Origin of the sequence: Thauera sp. 2A1 (genome assembly GCF_009469595.2) — a bacterium.
Taxonomy (GTDB): domain Bacteria; phylum Pseudomonadota; class Gammaproteobacteria; order Burkholderiales; family Rhodocyclaceae; genus Thauera.
The window spans coordinates 1-20,468 of record NZ_SSXV01000018.1; the positions used below are offsets into that span (position 1 = coordinate 1).

At 58.6% G+C, this 20,468-nt stretch carries 14 protein-coding genes and 1 pseudogene; 4 read left to right on the forward strand and 11 right to left on the reverse strand.

The window, feature by feature from the left end; all coding sequences use genetic code 11:
- Positions 1-196 precede the first annotated feature (196 nt).
- On the reverse strand, positions 197-868 hold the full coding sequence (locus tag GH664_RS15490; RefSeq protein ID WP_153168992.1) for a hypothetical protein: 672 nt from the start codon (positions 866-868) through the stop codon (positions 197-199).
- 168 nt (positions 869-1,036) lie between these two features.
- On the opposite strand from GH664_RS15490, the gene intI1 reads away from it, so the two are divergent.
- Positions 1,037-2,050: a class 1 integron integrase IntI1 gene (gene intI1 / locus GH664_RS15495; protein WP_153168993.1), complete on the forward strand. Its 1,014-nt coding sequence runs from the start codon at positions 1,037-1,039 to the stop codon at positions 2,048-2,050.
- A gap of 473 nt (positions 2,051-2,523) precedes the next feature.
- Here the strand turns inward: intI1 and GH664_RS15500 are convergent, their stop codons facing one another.
- The 4 genes from GH664_RS15500 to GH664_RS15515 form a co-directional block, all read right to left on the reverse strand.
- Positions 2,524-3,615, reverse strand: coding sequence for an ISAs1 family transposase (locus tag GH664_RS15500; RefSeq protein ID WP_153169056.1), 1,092 nt, complete (start codon positions 3,613-3,615; stop codon positions 2,524-2,526).
- A gap of 273 nt (positions 3,616-3,888) precedes the next feature.
- On the reverse strand, positions 3,889-4,671 hold the full coding sequence (locus GH664_RS15505) for a hypothetical protein (RefSeq protein WP_153168994.1): 783 nt from the start codon (positions 4,669-4,671) through the stop codon (positions 3,889-3,891).
- A gap of 536 nt (positions 4,672-5,207) precedes the next feature.
- Positions 5,208-6,185 carry a hypothetical protein gene (locus GH664_RS15510; RefSeq protein WP_153168995.1) on the reverse strand — a complete coding sequence of 326 codons (978 nt, stop codon included), beginning with the start codon at positions 6,183-6,185 and terminating at the stop codon, positions 5,208-5,210.
- Between the two features lie 29 nt (positions 6,186-6,214).
- The gene (locus GH664_RS15515; RefSeq protein ID WP_153168996.1) at positions 6,215-8,995 is read right to left on the reverse strand and encodes a hypothetical protein; all 2,781 of its coding nucleotides are present in this window, start codon (positions 8,993-8,995) and stop codon (positions 6,215-6,217) included.
- Positions 8,996-9,170: 175 nt separating this feature from the next.
- Between GH664_RS15515 and GH664_RS15520 the strand changes: the two genes are divergently transcribed.
- Positions 9,171-9,785, forward strand: a complete 615-nt coding sequence (locus GH664_RS15520; RefSeq protein ID WP_153168997.1) for a hypothetical protein — start codon at positions 9,171-9,173, stop codon at positions 9,783-9,785.
- 379 nt (positions 9,786-10,164) lie between these two features.
- Here GH664_RS15520 and GH664_RS15525 read toward each other — a convergent pair.
- The 3 genes and pseudogenes from GH664_RS15525 to GH664_RS15535 form a co-directional block, all read right to left on the reverse strand.
- Positions 10,165-11,667: pseudogene (locus GH664_RS15525) on the reverse strand (4Fe-4S dicluster domain-containing protein); the annotation flags it as partial.
- 33 nt (positions 11,668-11,700) lie between these two features.
- Positions 11,701-12,555: an SDR family NAD(P)-dependent oxidoreductase gene (locus tag GH664_RS15530; protein WP_153168998.1), complete on the reverse strand. Its 855-nt coding sequence runs from the start codon at positions 12,553-12,555 to the stop codon at positions 11,701-11,703.
- Positions 12,556-12,636: 81 nt separating this feature from the next.
- Positions 12,637-13,404: an SDR family oxidoreductase gene (locus GH664_RS15535; RefSeq protein WP_153168999.1), complete on the reverse strand. Its 768-nt coding sequence runs from the start codon at positions 13,402-13,404 to the stop codon at positions 12,637-12,639.
- A gap of 250 nt (positions 13,405-13,654) precedes the next feature.
- Here GH664_RS15535 and GH664_RS15540 point away from each other — a divergent pair, with 250 nt between their 5' ends.
- Complete coding sequence (locus GH664_RS15540; protein ID WP_153169000.1) at positions 13,655-14,542, forward strand: cache domain-containing protein; 888 nt, start codon at positions 13,655-13,657, stop codon at positions 14,540-14,542.
- Between the two features lie 55 nt (positions 14,543-14,597).
- Here the strand turns inward: GH664_RS15540 and GH664_RS15545 are convergent, their stop codons facing one another.
- The 3 genes from GH664_RS15545 to GH664_RS15555 all read right to left on the reverse strand — a co-directional run bounded on the left by GH664_RS15545 (position 14,598) and on the right by GH664_RS15555 (position 19,291).
- Positions 14,598-15,689 (reverse strand): helix-turn-helix transcriptional regulator, encoded by a 1,092-nt coding sequence (locus tag GH664_RS15545; RefSeq protein ID WP_153169001.1) that lies wholly within the window; start codon positions 15,687-15,689, stop codon positions 14,598-14,600.
- 75 nt (positions 15,690-15,764) lie between these two features.
- On the reverse strand, positions 15,765-18,731 hold the full coding sequence (locus GH664_RS15550; RefSeq protein ID WP_096453049.1) for a Tn3 family transposase: 2,967 nt from the start codon (positions 18,729-18,731) through the stop codon (positions 15,765-15,767).
- 2 nt (positions 18,732-18,733) lie between these two features.
- Entirely contained in the window at positions 18,734-19,291 is a 558-nt protein-coding gene (locus GH664_RS15555) for a recombinase family protein (RefSeq protein ID WP_034928705.1), read from the reverse strand.
- A gap of 161 nt (positions 19,292-19,452) precedes the next feature.
- Here GH664_RS15555 and GH664_RS15560 point away from each other — a divergent pair, with 161 nt between their 5' ends.
- Positions 19,453-20,436: an arsenic resistance protein gene (locus GH664_RS15560; protein ID WP_034928702.1), complete on the forward strand. Its 984-nt coding sequence runs from the start codon at positions 19,453-19,455 to the stop codon at positions 20,434-20,436.
- Positions 20,437-20,468: the final 32 nt, after the last annotated feature.

Here is a 20,468-nt window from a genome sequence, read left to right on the forward strand (position 1 = left end):
GGGCTCATGACACTTCTCCTTGAACGCGGGGACATCCCCGGTTTCAAGGTAGGTCGTCGTCGCAGACGTCATGAAAAACGCGGTGGCGCTTGGGTTCGCGGCCACCGCGTCAGCGGTTTAGTTCAACGTAGAAGTGAGCGGACTGCGCGGCTTTTCGCGCAGGTCCGCTCGACTGCCGGGTTGGGCGTAAACAGCACTATTGGCGGATAAGGCGGTGCGTGCCTGTTGTGCCAAGTTCAGTGCATTGTTGGGCCAATTCGTTTTCAGTAGTTGGCGTTACCGAGCAATTTGCCTGACCTATCGAAAATCGAAGAGTTTTCCCGTCGACCGTGCCCTCTCCAGTTGATGACCAAGAATTACCTGCAATTTCCCATAAGGAGGATACTTTCATTCGATGGTCATCTATCGGAGTAAAGGTCATTTCCCCTTTTTGCGCATAGCCGAGACTGTTCGTGCCCGATACTTTCCATGTTCCAGAAAACAGTGAAGTTGATGGAGATTTTCTACTTTGCTGGGCAGGCTGATCCGATGGCGCTGTGTCACGTGAGGCAACAGGAATTCTATTGTCTTTGCATACCTTGCAACTCTGTGCGACAACGGCCTTAGGCTTTCTAGGTGAAACATCTTCAACTTCACTACCGTTCAGAACAATGGTCATTTGAGATATTTTTTCGTCATCTACAAACCAGTCGACCCGGCTGCACTGTTGGACATTTGTACTAACTTTTACCCATGTACCTCTAATTTGGAGCGTCGCAATACACTCTCCAATCCATCCAGCCGCCGTACAGTCGCAAGGTGCTGCCGAATAAGCATTTAAGGCGAAAAACAGCGCTGCCAATGAGATCGCTTTAGCAATCGTATTCATAGGTCAATTCTCCTGTTGCTTGTGTTGCCCAACTTTGTTTTCTGGCGACTGCACTGCTGCGTAACATTGTTACTGCTCCATAACATCACACATCGACCCACGGCGTAACGCGCTTGCTGCTTGGATGTCCGAGGCATAGACTGTAGAAAAAAACAGTCTTAATAAGCCATGAAAACCAGCACTGCACCGTTACCACCGCTGCGTTCGGTCAAGGTTCTGGACCAGTTGCGTGAGCGCATACGCTACTTGCATTACAGCTTACGAACCGAACAGGCGTATGTCCACTGGGTTCGTGCCTTCATCCGTTTCCACGGTGTGCGTCACCCGGCAACCTTGGGCAGCAGCGAAGTCGAGGCATTCCTGTCCTGGCTGGCGAACGAGCGTAAGGTTTCGGCATCCACGCATCGGCAGGCATTGGCGGCCTTGCTGTTCTTCTACGGCAAGGTGCTGTGCGCGGATCTGCCTTGGCTTCAGGAGATCGGAAGACCTCGGCCGTCGCGACGCTTGCCGGTCGTGCTGACCCCGGATGAGGTGGTTCGCATCCTCGGTTTTCTGGAAGGGGAGCATCGTTTGTTCGCCCAGCTTCTGTATGGAACGGGCATGCGGATCAGCGAGGGTTTGCAACTGCGGGTCAAGGATCTGGATTTCGATCACGGCACGATCATCGTGCGGGAGGGCAAGGGCTCCAAGGATCGGGCATTGATGTTGCCCGAGAGCTTGGCGCCCGGCCTGCGCGAGCAGCTGGCGCGTGCCCGGGCATGGTGGCTGAAGGACCAGGCCGAGGGCCGCAGCGGCGTTGCGCTTCCCGACGCCCTTGAGCGGAAGTATCCGCGCGCCGGGCATTCTTGGCCGTGGTTCTGGGTCTTTGCGCAGCACACACATTCGACCGACCCACGGAGCGGTGTCGTGCGTCGCCATCACATGTACGACCAGACCTTTCAGCGCGCCTTCAAACGTGCCGTGGAAGCAGCAGGTGTCGCGAAGCCCGCCACACCGCATACCCTGCGCCACTCGTTCGCGACGGCCTTGCTCCGCAGTGGTTACGACATTCGAACCGTGCAGGACCTGCTCGGCCATTCCGACGTCTCCACGACGATGATTTACACGCATGTGCTGAAAGTTGGCGGTGCCGGAGTGCGCTCACCGCTTGATGCGCTGCCGCCCCTCTCTAGTGAGAGGTAGGGCAGCGCAAGTCAATCCTGGCGGATTCACTACCCCTGCGTGAAGGCCATCGGTGCCGCATCGAACGGCCGGTTGCGGGAAGTCCTCCCTGCGTCCGCTGATGGCCGGCTGCCGCTGTTGGAAACCGCATCCACATAGCTGCCGTTGATCGCGAGTCGAGGCAGATGGTGAGCGTCAGGTCAGGCCGACAAGTCGGCTCCCGCTTCCAGAGCCACGATATGATGAAACCACACGCATACATACGTATGGGTTTATTCGTGCCCTTGCTCCCCTCACTTCGAATTATTCTCGCCCTCCCCATGGTCCTCGGCCGCCGCCGTCAACCGTGCTGGGGCTGTCGTCTCCGTCGCTGCGACCGCCGTCAACTTTGCCGCGATCCCGGTATAGAGATGTTAGTGTGATGCTTTTTACGGGACATCCGCACTACCCGCCTTGATGGCCGGTGACTCATCCAGGGCCATCGCACTCGAAAGTCATAACGGATGAATCCCCAGCATTTTCATACGGATATCGTCATCCCAAGCCGCCCGCTTGCGCTTGAGCCGCAGGCTCGTCTTGGCGGTGTCGGTCTTGTCCGCGCGAATCAGGTTCAGCACGATCTTCTTGAGCAGCGAGAGGTTCTGCGGTGCGTTGTCCTTGCGGATCATGCAGTCGTCCTCGCCGAAGCAGACATCGAGCATCCAGTGAAGGCGGTTCTCAATGGCCCAGTGGGAACGCACGGTCTTGGCCAACTCCTCGGCGGTGAGTTTGCGCGAGCTGATGTAGTAGCGCTCTTCCAGCTCAGCGACCTTGTCGCCGACCACGCGTTGCGAGACGACGCAGCCGATCGTCTTGCAGCCGGGCCAGAGTTCGGGGTCAATCTCCTTGCCGCTGGCGGCAACCCAACTGAGCTGCATCACCGTCCTGCCATGGGACTTGTCCACGTGCTTGAAGCCGTCGTTGGCGAGTTGGGTATCGCTGATCAAATCACGCACCTGCTGATGCAGCGTGGGCTGGTTGCCCTTGACCGCGAGCAGGTAGTCCGCCCCCTTCTCGATCACCTTCGCAGCAATCTCGCGCTGGCAGCCCATGGCATCGATGCTCACGAGCAAGCCTCTGATGTGCAAGGCTTCAAGCAGCTCCGGAATGGCGGTGATCTCGTTGCTCTTGCCGGCCACTTTCTCCTGACCGAGCACCAACCCAAGCTCGGTCGAGAATGCGCTGACCATATGCACCGGCGGCGCATCGCCATCGGCCGAACGGCGCAGCGTCTTGCCATCGACGGCCACCATGCCCTCGAGTGCGCCAACGATCCCGCCCACCCAACGCCGGAACACCGCTTCGAACAGCTTCGGGTCGAGCACTCGGAATACGCGCAGGAACGTGTCCTGCGAAGGGATGCCGTTCTCGAGCACGAGGAAGCGCCGCAGCCAGGCGGCCTTGAGCCGACCCCACAGGGCGATGTCCTCGAAGCTGTCGGCGTCCGAGAGCATGGCGCACACCGCGATCACCAGGATCTCCCGGAAGTCGTGGCGGGTGCCGTTGCTGGGCTGACGCGGATCTTCAAGCTCACTGAGTTTCTCCATCAGACTGACTCCCGCTCCGCGCATTTCCATCGCCCAAAGGACGAGAGTAGACGCGTTTTCGAGAGGGTTCACAAGATGGCTGCATAACCTATTGAACGTGAACGAATCTTCTGAAGATCTTCAGGAAGTGCATGTCATTCGAGTGCGATGGCCCTGGTGACTCATCGCTGAGTGCCGCGCCTTTTTTTAGGCTATGTCACCGTTACTAACTTTCCTGTTTGTAATGTCAGGCACTGAGTTTTCACGTTGCGCAGTTCTTAGCGGGAGCTTTCTCTACGACCCAAAACGTAACAAAATCGGCAATCCGTCAATCGTCGGGAATATTGTTCTACCAAAATGCACCCCCTCGTCGCTCACGTCAGAAAGAATGATTGAATAGTTTTCGACAATAAAGCATAAATGGTGATGTCTAGCGACTTCTTGTCGGCGCCTCAGGCGGCGTAATTTGTGGTACAGGCCCGCATAGATACTATAAAGATATGCACAATACGCGACCTTCGGAACACGATTGCACCAGTCATCCATGAAGCCAAGTTCTCCCTTCCGCGGGCCAAACCCCCATTGAAGCGTATGTGCAACAAGTAGATACGCAAGATGCTTAGGATCATACGCTTGCGGGTCGTGAAAATCCTCCTTTATAAACCTGGACTCAATACTTCTCTGCTCTTCATCCGAAACATTAATAAACACCCATGGCTTTATGTGACGCAGGAAAACATTCAAAGTTTTTAACATATCGCCACGGTTTTGATAAACCAACCTATTGCGACGGATCCATTTCCCGTTGTCGAGCATCCTTATTTTCCAGCACAGCACAGTCAAGTCTTTGCGAGGATTCGGGGCAATCTCCAAGGGCATCTTCGAGATCTGGTTTATATAATGAAGACGAATTCCCGAAACGTCACACCAATTTGACCAATCTGGCATTTCATCATCGGGCCATAAGCTAGCGAGTTTCTCCGGATCAAAGCGCTCTAGCCACAGGTGATAATCTCGGAACGCGGCTTGCAGCAAAGCGATGTTATTCCGCATCTCCAAGTGAAGTTCGATTTCCAAAGGAGCCCCAAAGAACGTATTTCCACAAAATCTGCAAAGATATGGGTGATCGAAGACTTCCCGCTCGAACCGATAGGGTGGGCTTTCACTACCGCAATGCATGCAAACTTTCTTTAAGCTACAATGATGTATTGGGCATCTGTGCAGATTATCCAATTGAAACCAAAAAGAGTGATACAACGATTGAAAGCATATCGGGCAGTATTTAAGCGTCGAGCATGAAAATAAACTATAGAAACGACGCCCAAATTTTATATTTATTTCCCGCTCAATAGCGCTCGGAAGAGCCCACCCAGTCGATTGATATAAAAGTTCAGTTTTTATCCATCGCGGAAATCCCATGTCTCTGTTCCACGGCGCACTTCTTTTCAGTCCAATGCAATAGTGGATTAAATCCCTAAGATTAAATGCATTAAGCCACGCGAGTCTCATAAGAGCAGAATAGGTCGACTCATAGGGTAATGGAGAGTACCTAAAACCAGTAAGATGATAAGCTTCCGCGTTATCGACGCCTAAAGCCTTTGATCTTGGCTTGCTCATTTTGAATTCATCGCAAAGTCGAGCCCCTCTTTCCAGGTTTCAATTGGTATCTCAGTAATCGATGTCAGTCTTTTATCAATCGACTTCAACGCCGTTGTCACCATTGCGTGTCTGATCCCCACAAATACCCGTCTAAGATTAGCTTCTATCAATGGAGTCCTTCCTTGCGCCATCCTCAGGGCCTTACAGAACCGAACCGCCTCGTTAGCTAACCTCAGAGCACTCATGTCCATATGGGAAAAATACGCTTGCGCTATCGAACGATTTCCAAGTTCTTCGAATATCATCGAATCCATTTCCGAAAAAAGTGAGACCCAGTCCGACTCACTCTCGTATCCGAAGAGCTTAAGTTGACGTCCACCGAAAAGTCGATCGACGGCGCCGTTGTCGTTCATCAGTGCTGTCTTCTGACTTATTAGCGCTTCAAAACTCGGGCTTTCCCCGAACGCAATGGTCATTAGAGACCCGCCCATCCGTGCGATTTCATTCGACAAATCCTTCATCAAGAACATATCAAGATCTCGCATCGATTGACACTCGTCCAGAAGGACGACTACACAGCCTATCGGGCTGTATCTTGAGAGTTCTGCCCAATACATTGGAAGTCTATGTCGCAGGGCCGTAGTGTCTCGAGAAACAGGCTTGTCGTGCCCAGACTCAGCTAATGCTCTAATGAAGAATGATCTAAGTTCGTTACCCGGCAGAATCTGTTCATTTATAATAAAAACCGGAAGCCCTGGAATCTCCGCTCGCAGTCTTCTGGCACAGTACTCGATTGCGATTGTCTTTCCTCTTCCACGTGCAGCTGCAAGCCAGCAGCCCGGCACCTTGAGATAAACTACAAGCCGCAACTGTTCATATGTCTTTCGCAGTGGATCGGAGGTGAAAACCAGCTTCTCGAAAATTGGGCCTAGTAATAGTAATTCCTTCTGGAGTTCCGTTGCATCCGAGTCGAAACTAGCACTCTTATCCATGATGTGTCTAAGCCCTCAGAAACTGCAAATTACTTTCTAGAGAATGATCTAATTTCAGGCGCTGGATTAAGTAGACTGACTAGATTTGAGCTAGAGGGACTTTCCTCTTTCGAAGCAACGTCATTCTCTTTTAGTTCCACGGTGCCTTGATTTGCCGAATCCATGCTCATCGAAGCAGTATCGTCATCTAGGCTAGTTTCCTTTTTAATTCTATCTAAATCGGACGCTGCTTTCTTTGCTTCAGCGGGGCTTTTTGTCCCGCCTCCAAATAGTTTCTCCTGGCGATTTTTAATAAAATCATTGGTGACGCTTTCGGGCCGACTGTGGTTGCGTTTAAGTCGACCAAACTTCTGAAGCAGAATGAAGTTTTGCCAAGTCATGGAGAATATTCGCCATTTTTTTTCTGGCGCTAATTTACCAATAATATCCCCATTCTTTGGGTCGATTGCACGAGCAATTCTAATATCGTCCCGAGCTATTTCAATTATTATGAACTGCCCCATCAAGTGCCACGCATCATGGAGTTCATCTCCATAGTATCGACAGCCATTCACTCTTACACTCGGTGCAATTCCTTTCTGCGGATACGCGTCCACTCTTACCGAAAGAGACACCCATCGAGTTGGTCGATCGGTCTTGCGTTGGAGTGGAAGCGGTCTTGGGAAATACCTGCTGTCAGAGTCGCACCGCCTAAGGATTGAGAGTGGGGTTTCCCAATAATTGCCCTCTTTCACTGTGCTATTTATTTCACGCACTATAGATTTCGCAAAAACGCATATTTCCCAACGGCGCAATTTTGTAGCCTTGGCTTTTTCTTCAGGCATTTGGCGATGCGGATCCGCTGGCCCCGTGCCGTAGCTCGTGGATAGACGCTGCGATCCACGCTGAGTTAGTTCGCCGAATGTACGTTCGACTATTGGCCTAGCCCACCATTCTCCCGGGCGGCCGTAACATACAGCGCTACCTGATGTGGCAATTAGTCTCGAAATGGCATTACTAGATTTGTGAGCCCATGCTCGATCAAGTTTTATGATGTCCCATCCATGCCAAGCGAACTGGGGAAGAATCTGATTGGGTTGCCAGTAGCCATCCACACACCCCTTGAATTCGGTAAGTTCAGCGATAGGTTTTGGAGGGGCAATGCACGCGTCAATAAGATCTAGAACACACGAGTCGGTGGTCTGTGGTTCGAATGAGTCGCTCGTGGCTATGATTGCGCGGTCGAAAACATCAACGGCGCAGCCGATCCAAAACCTTGGAACCAGCGCATCGACAACCCCTCCTATTGGTGTATCAATTTCGACCGTCGTGGCGCTGTCGTGCTTGTGAAAGTCCGCCTCTAGCACCTGAAAGGGAGCCGTCGGGTGGATGAGCGAGAGTTCTCCACTCCGCTTCCCTGAGAATCGGGCGGCGTCGCTACCAAAGCGAGACTTGATGAATTTCGTGGGGTGCTTGAATAGAAGGGATCTGCCTATCTGAGAAAGCGTCGCGTATCCTTGATCGCGAGTATTGAATGGATACTCCGAGTCTTTAACGCCTCTCCCACGAAGGAAGGTATGCACTGCAGCTTTTAGGTCTATCCAACGGACGTTTCCAATCAGTTGGTTATCACAGACTTCCCGACGCTTCTTTAATACTTGCGCCTCGATAAGATTGAGAAGATCTGGATATTTTTGGAACAATGCGGTCATTGCGCCCGCATATCCTCCTTTTCGCCCCTCATGAAGGTTCGACGAAGGTAAAGGGGCTTGTCGCCTGTAACCTGCTGTCCGCGAGTAGCGTACGAGCGCCCTAAAGCCATGAATGCGACCATCCACATGGGGATGCAGGCATTTCTTTACGAGCACCCTTAACCAGTCCTCGTTTAATCCTGTCTGCGCTTTTATCCTAGTAAAATCGTGGTTCCCGAAGTACATCTCGACAGCCTCTCTTTTTCTCCTATACTCGTCAGAATCGACGAGATGATCGATATTTGGGGCTGGCCAGGAGGCGATGTCGAGCCACATTTCGGGTATCGGTGAGGTGCGTCGGTTCCTCATAAGGATGTTTTTAATGGGGCTAGTAGAAGAGTCTGTATCTTGTTTTCTTGTTGTTTGGGGAACGCATTTTGTGCTCTCGTCTTCCCAAAAACTTGTTCGTCCGTTCAATGACTGATTCACAAGGTCGCATTTGAGCAACCCCGTAGCAAGTTGATTTGCTACCACCGCTACGATTAACGCGGGATCTACGCCCTCGATGCGCATCGCATCTTCGAACGTGGATGATTTGTGGTCTGCCAGGTGAGATTTCAGTGCATATATCTCTTTTTGCTTGTTGAAGTCTCTTGCTCGAGTCATCGCGGAGCATAGAGCAAGCCAATTCCAGAACTCCGTCATTCTAGGCATTAGATCTTTCTCGGTGCGAATGAAAAAGCGCCACCCTGCTCCTGCAGCTCGTTCTCGTTCTCTCTCCACGTTTTTTCTGAACTGTGTCGCCTTCGACTTGGTAGTTGATTCATATCGGCAACATAGTAGCCACTCGATCTCGCCATCGTATTTCTGCGCTGCGAGGATACGCCCATAGGCTTGATCTTCTGGGGCTGTCATGTCGCCTTCAACGGAATACGAAATAACGGCTGAGTCGCCCTCTAGAATTACTGCTTGAATGAACGCTACGTCGCCTAGTAAGGTGAGTAGCCGTTGATTCTTGGGGGAATAGAAGCCCCAGATGTTGGGCAGCACGTTGTCACCGGAGAGAGCGTCGCGGAGATCTGCGACGCTGTCGCGAATCTCGTGTTCTGTCGCGAGACTCTGATGAGAATCGTTCGACACAGTAGCGCTCCTCCGTTGTGTTCTTCTCAGCAGGGGGTGGGCCAGTATTGCGCCCTAGGCCGGCTTAATGTATAATTAAAAAGCGTTTTGCTTTACCTATAAGCGGAGAATGCCTAGACGAACTGAATCCAAAAACTGCTTTCCCGCTAGGGGTGAACAGGAAAAGGTGACGTCGGTGACGTCACCTTACACGGATCAGGGAGAGGCTGCTACCAAGAATTCGGATGAGGTTGCACTTCTCGACGTCTTGCTACGTGGTTTCGGGATAAAGAACGATGCGCAACTTGCCGCTTGGCTCGAGATTGATAAGTCGCTTTTATATGCGGTGCGGGCAGGGAAACGACGACTCGGCCTCGTTCCAAGGCTAAGAGTGCTCGATCACATCGGGTTCCTGAAGGCGCGATCCATCCTTGAGTCGATTCTTCCGGAGAATCTTGCGAAGGTTTTGGTGGAGTTCAACAACCAGTTGGTAGCAGAACTCATCAAGAAAGCGTTGAGGGAGAACGCTGAAGACCCAAACGTCGCACTGTTGGAAGCTACTAAGATCGCGTTCGGCCATCGAACCGATGCCGAACTAGCCAAGTTTCTCGAAGTTCAACACAACACTATCGCAACGATCCGTTCCGGCAAGTCTTCACTTGGTCCAAAGCCGAAGTTGAAGATACTTGCACACGCTACGAGGGCTTTTGAGCCGGAGGCATTACTAGCAGCGGTTGAGTCCTCGAGCAGGTTCCTAGTGTTGCTGAAAGAGCATCTTAAGCATCTAGACCCGGCTTCCAGTAATCGTTGAGTATGAAAGCCGTCTCCTGCGACCGCGTTCCATGCTGAGACGATGCGGTGGTCCAAGGCGATCAGAGCCATATCCGGAGTGCCTCCGTACTCGCGGCGCTGGGTTGTGAACTGGTTCCGATCACGTCTCGTACCAACATTAGGCCTTGAGCCCTCACTCCATCGAGTTTCGGCGGCAGTGCTTGTTTACCACCCATCCGCTCGTCTCATGAATTTGTTTGAGAGTTAATCGGAACCAGCATCCCGCCGACACATTTAATTTGCCCAAAAAAATGTAGCCGGTGTAACTGCATCATGCGAGTGGGGCTGTAAGAAGTTAACGCTCTGTTTCTTAAGGCGTATGGCCTGCACCTTCACCCGTGAGAATTACTTTGAGGCACTACGATCTCGTACACCCCGGCCGGGCAGTAGCGCTGCTCGGGCGCATCGTATTTCGCCAGGTTCACGCTGATCGGCACCGAGGGGTCCTTGAGCTGCAGGTGGCAGGGCTGGTCTTCCTCGTGGTTGGTGTTGGACAGGAACACCGACGACAGGCGGTCGAAAGTCAGCACGCCGTCGGGCTTGGGATAGGCGATCTTCGCGCACTCGGCCGCGGGCCGGAGTTCGAGGTGGTCGGCGCTGTTGTGCAGCGTCCAGGGCACCTTGCCCTTGAAGAGCTTCTGCTCGGCGCCGAACAGGAAGGAGCCCAGCCACAGGCCCTTCTTCATGTAGGGCTTGAAGTTGCGCGTCTGGTGCAGCTCGGCGTGCAGCCAGGAATCCTGGAAGGCCGACGGATAGGCGGTGAGCGCATCGCGCTGGCGCTGCGTCATGAGCGCCTCGAAGGCAGCATCGGCGGCGAGCATGCCGGACTTGATCGCCGCATGGCTGCCCTTGATGCGCGCGGCGTTGAGGAAGCCGGCGTCGTCGCCGATCAGCGCCCCGCCCGGGAAGATCAGCCGTGGCAGGCTCTGCAGGCCACCGGCGGCAATGGCGCGCGCGCCATAGGCCAGGCGCTTGCCGCTTTCGAGGTACTTGCGGATCTCGGGGTGGGTCTTGTAGCGCTGCATCTCCTCGAAGGGCGACAGGTGCGGGTTGCTGTAGCCCAGCCCCACCACGAAGCCCACTGCGACGAGGTTGTCCTCGAGGTGATAGACGAAGCCGCCGCCATAGGTGGCGTTGTCCATCGGCCAGCCGGCGGTGTGCACCACCAGGCCGGGGCGATGGTTCTCGGGCTTCACTTCCCACAGCTCCTTGATGCCGATGCCGTAGGTCTGCGGATCGACGCCGTCCCTGAGATTGAACTTCGCCTCGAGCTGCTTGCCCAGGTGGCCGCGGCAGCCTTCGGCAAAGAGGGTGTACTTGGCGTGCAGCTCCATGCCCGGCTGGTAGGCGGGGCCCGGTTCGCCATCGCGGCCCACGCCCATGTCGCCGGTGGCCACGCCCTTCACCGCGCCCGCCTCATCGAACAGGATCTCGGCGCCGGCAAAGCCCGGGTAGACCTCCACGCCCATCGCCTCGGCCTGCTCGCCGAGCCACTTCACCACGTTGCCCAGGCGCACGATGTAGTTGCCGTGGTTGATCAGGCAATCGGGCGTGAGGCCGTGCGGCACTGCGCGCGCACCGGTCTCGGAGAGCATCAGCACCTTGTCCTCGGTGACGGCGGTCCTGAGCGGCGCGCCCTTGTCCTTCCAGTCGGGAATCAGCTCGGTGAGCGCACGCGGATCCATCACCGCGCCCGACAGGATGTGGGCACCGATCTCGGCGGCCTTCTCGATCAGGCACACCGAGACGTCCTGCCCCTTGGCCGCGGCCAGTTGCTTGAGCTTGATCGCCGCCGCCAGCCCCGCGGGGCCGCCGCCGACGATCAGCACGTCAAATTCCATCGATTCGCGTTCGACGCTCATGTTCGCCCTCCCACTCGTTTCCTTGCCTGCCGATCAGCTTTGTTCGGCTGCCGCGACGCGCCAGTCCGAAACGATGCCCTGTTCGAGCGCGAAGCTCTGCGCCTGGATGGTCCGCCGCTGGAAACGGGCCGCTTCCGGGGTCGTCGCAAGCCAGCGGATCACTGCAGCCGGAATTTCAGGCGGGGCCGAACCATTGCGCAACGCGATGACGCCCTTGTCGCCGATCGTGGCGCGCAGCGCCTCGGTCGTCACCACCCCTGGATTGATGGTGAATGCACGGATTCCCTGGTCGCCGAATTCCGCCACGAGTACGCCAGACAGGCGCGACACCGCGGCCTTGCCGGCACCATAGGCATAGCCCCATCCGCCCTTGCCCGCGGCAACCGGCGGGTCGCTCTCGCCCGCGCCGGAGGTGACGTTGATTATCGTCGCCCCACCCTGCCCCAGCATGGTTGGCAGAAAGGCCTGGGTCAGCGCCACCGGCGCCATCACATAGCCCTGGAACACGCGCTGCAGCGTCTCGTGCCCCAGCGACATGAAGGGGAGATTGAGGTCCTTTCCCTGGTAGATGGCATTGTTCACCAGCACATCCACCCGACCGAAATACTCCAGTACCTGGGCGGCAGCACTGCGCACTGACTGCTCGTCGAGCAGGTCCATGCGCACCGCGAACACCTCGCGGCCGAGGGCGCGGATCGCGCTCGCCGTCGACGCAAGGCTGCCGGCGAGCGGCGAGCCGTCCGCATGGGCGATTGCATGCGCATGCGTCTCGCCCTCTTCCATCGTGCGCGCGCTGATCGCCACGTCGTAGCCCGCACGGGCCAAGGCCAGCGCAGTCTCGCGGCCGATGCCGCGGCTCGCCCCGGTAATGAAAGCCACCTTCTTCATTGCCATCCCTCCATCATTTGCATCGCTCGGCCACGCCGGCGAGAACACGCTCACCGCCTCGCCGGCGGGCGGAAGAATCCGTCAGTACCGGTCGGGGCGGATCATTGCGTCCATGCCGCCGTCGACGAAGACGACGGTGCCATTGACGAAGCTCGCCTGTTCCGACTGCAGGAAGGTCGCCACACGCGCGATCTCCTCAGGGCTGCCGTTGCGGCCGAGTGGCGAGACGAACTTGCGCGTCGCTTCGCCGAAGCGGGGGTCGTCCAACGAGGCCTTGAGCAAGGGCGTCTCGACCGCGCCAGGCGCGATCACGTTCACCCGGATGCCGCGCGCGCCCCATTCGACCGCCCGGCGACGCGCATGGACGGCAATCGCGAATTTCGACGACGCATAAGCCGCGTGCGTCATGCCCGTCGCATCGGCCTGGACACATGCGCCGGCCTCGTCGCCGGCAAGCATCGCCGCCACCATCGGCAGCTTGTCCATGCCCGGTTGCACGGAAGCGACCGAGCCGATTAGCAGCACGGCCGGCCGGCTGCCCTGGGCAAGGGCGTCACGTAGGCCGTCCATGATCTCGCTCATGCCGAAATAGTTAACCGATACGATCAGGCTGCTCGACGGTGCGGTGGAGCCGAGACCGGCGCAGCACACCAGGCCATCGAGCACTCCGCCGCAGGCATCCAGTGACGCGGCGACCGCCGCCTTGCGCCCTTCGGCGGTGGACAGGTCGGCGACGATGTCGGCCTGCTGGCGATCGATGCCGATGACGCGGTGTCCGGCTCGTTTCAACTGTTCGCTGATTGCGGCCCCGATCCCTGATGCCGAGCCGGTGACGACGGTGACGGACATTGACGACTCCCGATATTTGGCCGGCGCACACCGGCGTGATGATGACTGGTTCCGCCGCACACCGCGCCGGAAATGGGCTCAGCGGCGTCGTTGGCTGACTCGGGGGCGGCTGACCCCACGATCCGACCGAGTATCCCTTCTTGTCGCTCGCGCCGGCATCGTCCGCCCGGACTAACACGAGTCCTGTTGACGAGCCGTACAATCCCAGCACACACGATCGATGAGCAGAAACCATTCGGGAACACCAATCATGAAAGTGCACCGCCCCGTCGTCGTCTCGCTCGCCCTGGCATTCTCCTGTCTGCTCGCCGCATCCGCAGGTGGCGCAGCGGACCAAGCATCCGTCGCGATGGGTGCGGAGACCGCCGAGGCGGCCCGTACCCAGGCCCTCCTCGACCGCGCCGAAGCCTTCCTGCGCGACAAGGGCGACCAGGCGCTGGCGGCCTTCAGCCGCTCCAGCGATTTCCAGGCCGGCGATCTCTATGTTTACGTGCTGGGCAGGGACGGCACTTTTCTCGCCAGCGGCGGCGCGTCGTCCACGCTGATCGGGCGCAACGTCCGGGACATGACGGACAGCGACGGCCGGCCGTTCTTCCGCGAAATCCTGGACGGAGCGCAGACCCGCGCAAGCGGACAGGTGCAGTACCGCTGGCTCAACCCGGTGCGTGGCCGAAATGAATACAAGATCGCGAGCTACCGCACGGTGGGCGACCGCATCCTGGTGGTCGGCTACTACGTGCCAAATGCTTCGCTGGAGCTTGCGAAATCCATGGTGTGGCGCGCGGTCCACGAGCTTAAGCAGCGCGGCACTGCTGCCTTCGACCGCTTCAACAACCCCAGCGACAGTTTCGTGCAGGAAGACCTGTACGTGTTCGCAATCGGTCTCGACGACGAGCTGATGTATGCCAACGGCGCCAACCCGCGCATGATCGGCCGCAAGGTGGGTGACCTCACCGATGCGAACGGCCGGCGTTTCGTGCGCGAGATGCTCGACATCGCACGCAGGAAGGGCGAAGGCGAGGTCGAATATGCCTGGCGCAACCCGGCGAGCCAGAAAGTGGAAAAGAAGCGCGCCTACATCGTGCGCGTGGGCGGTTATCTCGTCGGTTCGGGCGCCTACCTCGGGCCGCTGCGCTGAGCGAGCCTAGCGAAAGGCAGGCTCCCGGGCACGCGGCACGCCGGGAGCCTGCAGCTCAGCGGTTCCGGCTCAGCGCCGCGACACTGTTCAACATGATCCGCACCAGTTCGGTCTGACGCCGCACGCCGGTCTTGGAAAAGATCGACCGAAGGTGCGCACGCGCGGTGTTGCGGCGGATGTTCAGCGCTTCCGCCGCCTCTTCCAGAGACAGGCCGTTGGCGAGCTCCATCGCCAATGCCGTCTCCGCTGGCGTCAGGTTGAAGAGCTGCTTTGCGGCCGCGGTGCTGGCGAGCGACTTGCCTGCCGCATCGCGGATGTAGACGACCACCGCCGGTTGCCCCTTGCCTTCGGCCCATTCCTGGGACGGAACCGGTTCCACGACCACGCCAAGGCTCACCTGACCCGACGGCCGTGACACCGACATGGCCGAGGCGATGCTTACCGGATCCCCTGCGTTGCGCGCGAAGGCACTGCGCACGAGCTGCTGCAGCTCGCGGTTGTCACTCGGATAGGAGGCCTCGAGCCGGCCGCCGACCAGCTTCAGGCCGTCGTTCTGAGCCAGGACTTCGCGCGCGACCAGGTTCTGCTCGAGCACCTTGCCGGTCTCGTCGAGCAGGATGGTGCCAACCGACAGGCGGCCGATCGCCTGCGAGTAAAGCGTGCCGAGCGACTCGCTACGATCGATGAGGTTGTGGATGTGCAGCGCCCTGCGCAGGTGAGGCAGCAAGGCCTCACACCGTGCACGATCCAGCGCGCTGAATTTAGGAGCGGCCTCGCCGCGCGTGATACGGAAACGCAGCTTGCCCGAATCAGGCGTGGAGATGTCCGCTCCGAGCACGTGGAAGACGTCGTTGGGCGCACACCAGTGCTGGAAGTAGGGCGTGCGCCGCCATTCCGCCTCCGTCATCAGGTCCTCGACAGTGAAAACCTTGTCTGCGGGCTGGTTAACGAAGGGCGTCGTGGTGTGCCCATAAGGCAGGTAACTCACCTTGTCCGCCCCCTCCAGCCCCACCGCGATCATCATCCCGAGGTTGCTCGCATCGGGGCCGCGAAGGATCAGGGTGACGTAGTTGGCCTGGAAGAGAGACCTGAACAGATCGAGCGCTTCTCCCCACCGGCGGCTGTCGAGCGCCGCCTCATACAGCATCGAGACGATATGGTCATATTCCTCGAGGTCCAGCTCTATGTTGGGGTCGCCTCAGAAAACGGAAAAAATCGTACGCTAAGCCGGTTGCAGCGGTCGTAGCGGCCTGAACTTGCCCGCGCCGATCTTGGCGCTGCTGCGCCAGAGGTAATCGCCGGTCAGGTTGATGTGCTCCCAGCCCAGCGGCGACAGGCACTGCAACAGGCTGTCATCGATGACTTGGCCGTGGCTACGCAGGGCGTTCGCCGCCCGCTCCAGATAGACCGTGTTCCACAACACGATGGCCGCCGTCACCAGGTTGAGGCCGCTGGCCCGGTAGCGTTGCTGCTCGAAACTGCGATCGCGGATTTCGCCCAGCCGGTTGAAGAACACGGCGCGGGCCAGCGCGTTGCGGGCTTCGCCCTTGTTCAGCCCGGCATGCACGCGGCGGCGCAGCTCGACGCTTTGCAGCCAGTCCAGAATGAACAGCGTGCGCTCGATGCGCCCCAGCTCGCGCAGGGCCACGGCCAGGCCGTTCTGGCGCGGGTAGCTGCCGAGCTTCCTGAGCATCAGCGAAGCCGTCACAGTACCCTGCTTTATCGAAGTGGCCAGCCGCAGGATTTCGTCCCAATGGGCACGGACGTTCTTGATGTTGAGCGTGCCGCCGATCATGGGCTTCAGTGCCTCAAAGGCAGCATCGCCCTTCGGGATGTAGAGCTTGGTGTCGCCCAGGTCGCGGATGCGTGGCGCGAAGCGAAAGCCCAGCAGGTGCATCAGCGCGAAGACGTGATCGGTGAAGCCCGCCGTATCAGTGTAGTGCTCCTCGATGCGCAGGTCGGATTCGTGGTACAGCAGGCCGTCGAGCACGTAGGTCGAGTCGCGCACACCGACGTTGACGACCTTGGTGTGGAACGGTGCGTACTGGTCGGAGATGTGGGTGTAGAACGTCCGCCCTGGACTGCTGCCGTATTTCGGGTTGATGTGGCCGGTACTCTCGGCCTTGCTGCCGGTGCGGAAGTTCTGGCCGTCTGACGACGAGGTGGTGCCGTCGCCCCAATGCTCGGCGAAGGGGTGACGGAACTGCGCGTTGACCAGCTCGGCCAGCGCCGCCCCGTAGGTTTCGTCGCGGATGTGCCAGGCTTGCAACCAGGCCAGCTTGGCGTAGGTCGTTCCGGGGCAGGATTCCGCCATCTTGGTCAGGCCGAGGTTGATTGCGTCGGCCAGGATCGTGCTCAGCAGCAGGTTCTTGTCCTTGGCCAGATCGCCCGACTTGAGGTGGGTGAAGTGACGGGTAAAGCCCGTCCATTGGTCCACCTCCAAGAGCAGTTCGGTGATCTTGACGTGCGGCAGGATCATCGCCGTCTGGTCGATCAGCGCCTGCGCGGTGTCGGGCACGGCCGCATCGAGCGGCGTGATCTTTAGACCCGACTCCGTGATGATGGCGTCCGGCAGTTCGTTGGCCAGCGCGATGCGGTTGACCGTGGCGAGCTGCGTTTCCAACAGTGTCAGCCTGTCACGCAGGTACTGATCGCAGTCGGTGGCCACGGCCAGCGGCAATTCGCTGGCCTGCTTGAGGCTGACGAATTTCGCGGGCGGCACCAGGTAGTCCTCGAAGTCCTTGAACTGGCGCGAGCCTTGTACCCAGATGTCGCCGGAGCGCAGCGCGTTCTTCAGCTCCGACAGCGCGCACAACTCGTAGTAGCGCCGGTCGATGCCGGTGTCGGTCATCACCAGCTTCTGCCAGCGCGGCTTGATGAAGTCGGTCGGCGCATCGGCGGGCACCTTGCGGGCGTTGTCGCGGTTCATGCCGCGCAGCACCTCGATGGCGTCGAGCATATCCTTGGCGGCAGGCGCGGCTCGCAGCTTGAGCACGTCGAGGAATTCCGGCGCGTAGCGGCGCAGCGTGGCGTGGTGCTCGCCGATGCGGTGCAGGAAATCGAAGTCCTCGGGCTGCGCGAGCCGCTGCGCCTCGGTGACGCTCTCCGTGAAGGCGTCCCACGACATGACCGCCTCGATGGCGGCGAACGGATCGCTGCCCGCCTGTTTGGCCTCGATCAGCGCCCGGCCGATGCGGCCGAACAGGCGCACCTTGGCGTTGATCGCCTTGCCGGATGCCTGAAACTGCTGTTGATGCTTGTTCTTGGCGGCGTTGAAAAGCTTGCCCAGGATGCGATCGTGCAGGTCGATGATTTCGTCGGTGACGGTGGCCATGCCCTCGATGGCGAGCGCTACCAAGGTGGCGTAGCGGCGCTGCGGCTCGAACTTGGCGAGGTCGGCGGGCGTCATCTGGGCGCCCTCGCGAGCGATCTTCAGCAAGCGGTTCTGGTGTACCAGGCGCTCAATACCGGAAGGCAGATCGAGCGCCTGCCATGCCTTGAGGCGTCCGATGTGTTCAAGCATGTGCCGCGAGTTCGGCTTGGCCGGTGACTGGCGCAGCCAGGCCAGCCAGGTCGCCTTGCCGTTCTCGCGGCGCTTGAGCAGATCGTCGAGGCGGCGGCGATGCGCGTCCGACAGCGGTTCGGCCAAGGCGTCGTAGATGCGCCGGTTGGCGCGGGTGATCGCCTCGGCGCAGACGCGCTCGATCACATCGAGTGTCGGCAAGATGATGTGTTGGTGCCGCAGGGAGTCGAGGACACTGCCGGCCAGCACGATGCCCTTGTCGGTCTGCAAGGCCAGTGCGGTCGTGGCATGAACAGCCTGGCGATAGTGCCCCAAGCCGAACGGCTCCATGTCCAGGTACGCCCGCAGTTCGAGCAGGTGTTCGCGCCGGGTCTCCTCCCGTTCGGAATATTGCGGCCAACATGCCGGATCGAGTCGCAGGTGCCGTTCGATCCATTGCAGCAGGGGCCTCGGCACCTCAGCGTCCGGTAACAGGCCCTGACCGGGGAAGCGCAGCAAACACAACTGCACCGCGACACCCAGGCGGTTGGCCTCACCGCGCCGCTGGCGGATCAGTGACAGGTCGGATTCGCTGAAGGTGTAGTGTCGGATGAGTTCGTCTTGTGTATCGGGCAACGCCAGCAAGCTTTCGCGCTCGGCAGCGGACAGGATCGAACGGCGAGGCATGGTCAGGTTTCTCGCATGTACTGGTAAAGCGTTTCGCGGCTGATGCCGAACTCGCGGGCGAGCTTGGCTTTCTGCTCGCCCGCCGCGATGCGCCGTTTCAGTTCCTCGATCTTTTCGCTGTTCAGAGACTTCTTGCGCCCCCGATAGGCTCCGCGCTGCTTGGCGAGCGCGATCCCTTCGCGCTGCCGCTCGCGGATGAGCGCCCGCTCGAACTCGGCGAACGCGCCCATCACCGACAGCATGAGGTTCGCCATCGGCGAGTCCTCACCGGTGAAGGTCAGACTCTCCTTGACGAATTCGATGCGCACGCCGCGCTGGGTGAGCTTTTGCACCAGGCGGCGCAGATCATCGAGGTTGCGCGCCAGGCGGTCCATGCTGTGCACCACCACGGTGTCGCCCTCGCGCACGAAGGCGAGCAGCCGTTCCAGCTCAGGACGCTGGGTGTCCTTGCCCGACGCCTTATCAGTGAACAGCCGGTCCACCGAAACCTGCTCGAGCTGGCGTTCCGGGTTCTGGTCGAAGCTGCTGACGCGGACGTAGCCGATGCGCTGACCGTTCAAGGTGTACTCCTGAGGACAATGTGTCAGGAAGAAATTTATGACCCTTGGTGGCGTGTGTCAATCAATTCGGAAAGCAAGTCTATCCTGACGCTTTCGCGTCGGCTGGTCTGACGCCAGGTTAGGGTATGCTTCAAATTGACACAAAGGAGCGAAATACAGACATGCAAGACATCCGGGAAATATTCGAGAGGCACCAAGTCGGCATTTACTTCGCGGCCGTTGTGTTGGCTGCGCTTGTCGCTTTGCTCGTACCCGGCACGGCAGCGCTTGAGGGTGGCGTCAACCCGGCGCTTGCACTCATGCTGTTCGTGACATTCCTGCAAGTGCCCCTGGCCGACCTTGGCCGGGCCTTCAGTCGCGGCCGGTTCCTTGCCGCACTGCTCATTACCAATTTCATCGTAACGCCGCTCGTGGTGGCCGTATTGGTGCAATTCCTGCCATCGGACCCTATGGTGAGGCTTGGCGTGCTGCTGGTGTTGCTGACGCCTTGCATTGACTACGTGGTTACGTTCTCGCACCTCGGTCGTGCCGATGCGCGGCTGCTACTGGCGGCAACCCCTGCGCTCCTGGTTGTGCAAATGCTGCTGCTGCCGGTCTATCTCGGCCTGCTTCTCGGGAACGATGCCGCAACCCTCGTGCAGCCCGGCCCGTTCGTTCATGCCTTCGTCTGGTTGATCGCGGTTCCACTCGCTCTTGCTGGGCTTGTGCAACTATGGGCGGCTCGAAGCCTGGCCGGTGAAAAGACCTCAGCGGCACTTGGTCTATTGCCGGTACCAGCGACCGCCCTTGTCCTATTCGTCGTCGTCGCGGCCGTGGTGCCGCGCCTCGGCTCCGCGACCGATGCGGCCTTGGGTGTGATTCCCTTCTATATCGCCTTTGCTGTGATCGCCCCCCTGATCGGATGGAGCATCAGCCGGCTGTTCCGCCTTGATGCCCCCGCCGGCCGAGCCATCGCTTTCAGCGCAGGCACTCGAAATTCCCTTGTCGTGTTGCCGCTTGCTCTCGCTGTGCCTGGGGCCATACCCGTATTGCCTGCCATCGTCGTTACGCAAACTCTTATCGAGCTGCTCAGCGAGTTAGCCTATGTCCGCTTCATCGCGCGACTCGGCGATATTGATCCTGTTGCTTCGCAAACCTCCTCGTAGTCGAGCGTGGCAAATTTAGGGCCGCTACGACC

Coding starts and splice junctions, on each gene's coding strand:
- GH664_RS15490 (WP_153168992.1), bottom strand. CDS start 868: ATGAATACGATTGCTAAAGCGATCTCATTGGCAGCGCTGTTTTTCGCC.
- intI1 (WP_153168993.1), top strand. CDS start 1,037: ATGAAAACCAGCACTGCACCGTTACCACCGCTGCGTTCGGTCAAGGTT.
- GH664_RS15500 (WP_153169056.1), bottom strand. CDS start 3,615: ATGGAGAAACTCAGTGAGCTTGAAGATCCGCGTCAGCCCAGCAACGGC.
- GH664_RS15510 (WP_153168995.1), bottom strand. CDS start 6,185: ATGGATAAGAGTGCTAGTTTCGACTCGGATGCAACGGAACTCCAGAAG.
- GH664_RS15530 (WP_153168998.1), bottom strand. CDS start 12,555: ATGAAGAAGGTGGCTTTCATTACCGGGGCGAGCCGCGGCATCGGCCGC.
- GH664_RS15535 (WP_153168999.1), bottom strand. CDS start 13,404: ATGTCCGTCACCGTCGTCACCGGCTCGGCATCAGGGATCGGGGCCGCA.
- GH664_RS15540 (WP_153169000.1), top strand. CDS start 13,655: ATGAAAGTGCACCGCCCCGTCGTCGTCTCGCTCGCCCTGGCATTCTCC.
- GH664_RS15545 (WP_153169001.1), bottom strand. CDS start 15,689: ATGCTGTATGAGGCGGCGCTCGACAGCCGCCGGTGGGGAGAAGCGCTC.
- GH664_RS15550 (WP_096453049.1), bottom strand. CDS start 18,731: ATGCCTCGCCGTTCGATCCTGTCCGCTGCCGAGCGCGAAAGCTTGCTG.
- GH664_RS15560 (WP_034928702.1), top strand. CDS start 19,453: ATGCAAGACATCCGGGAAATATTCGAGAGGCACCAAGTCGGCATTTAC.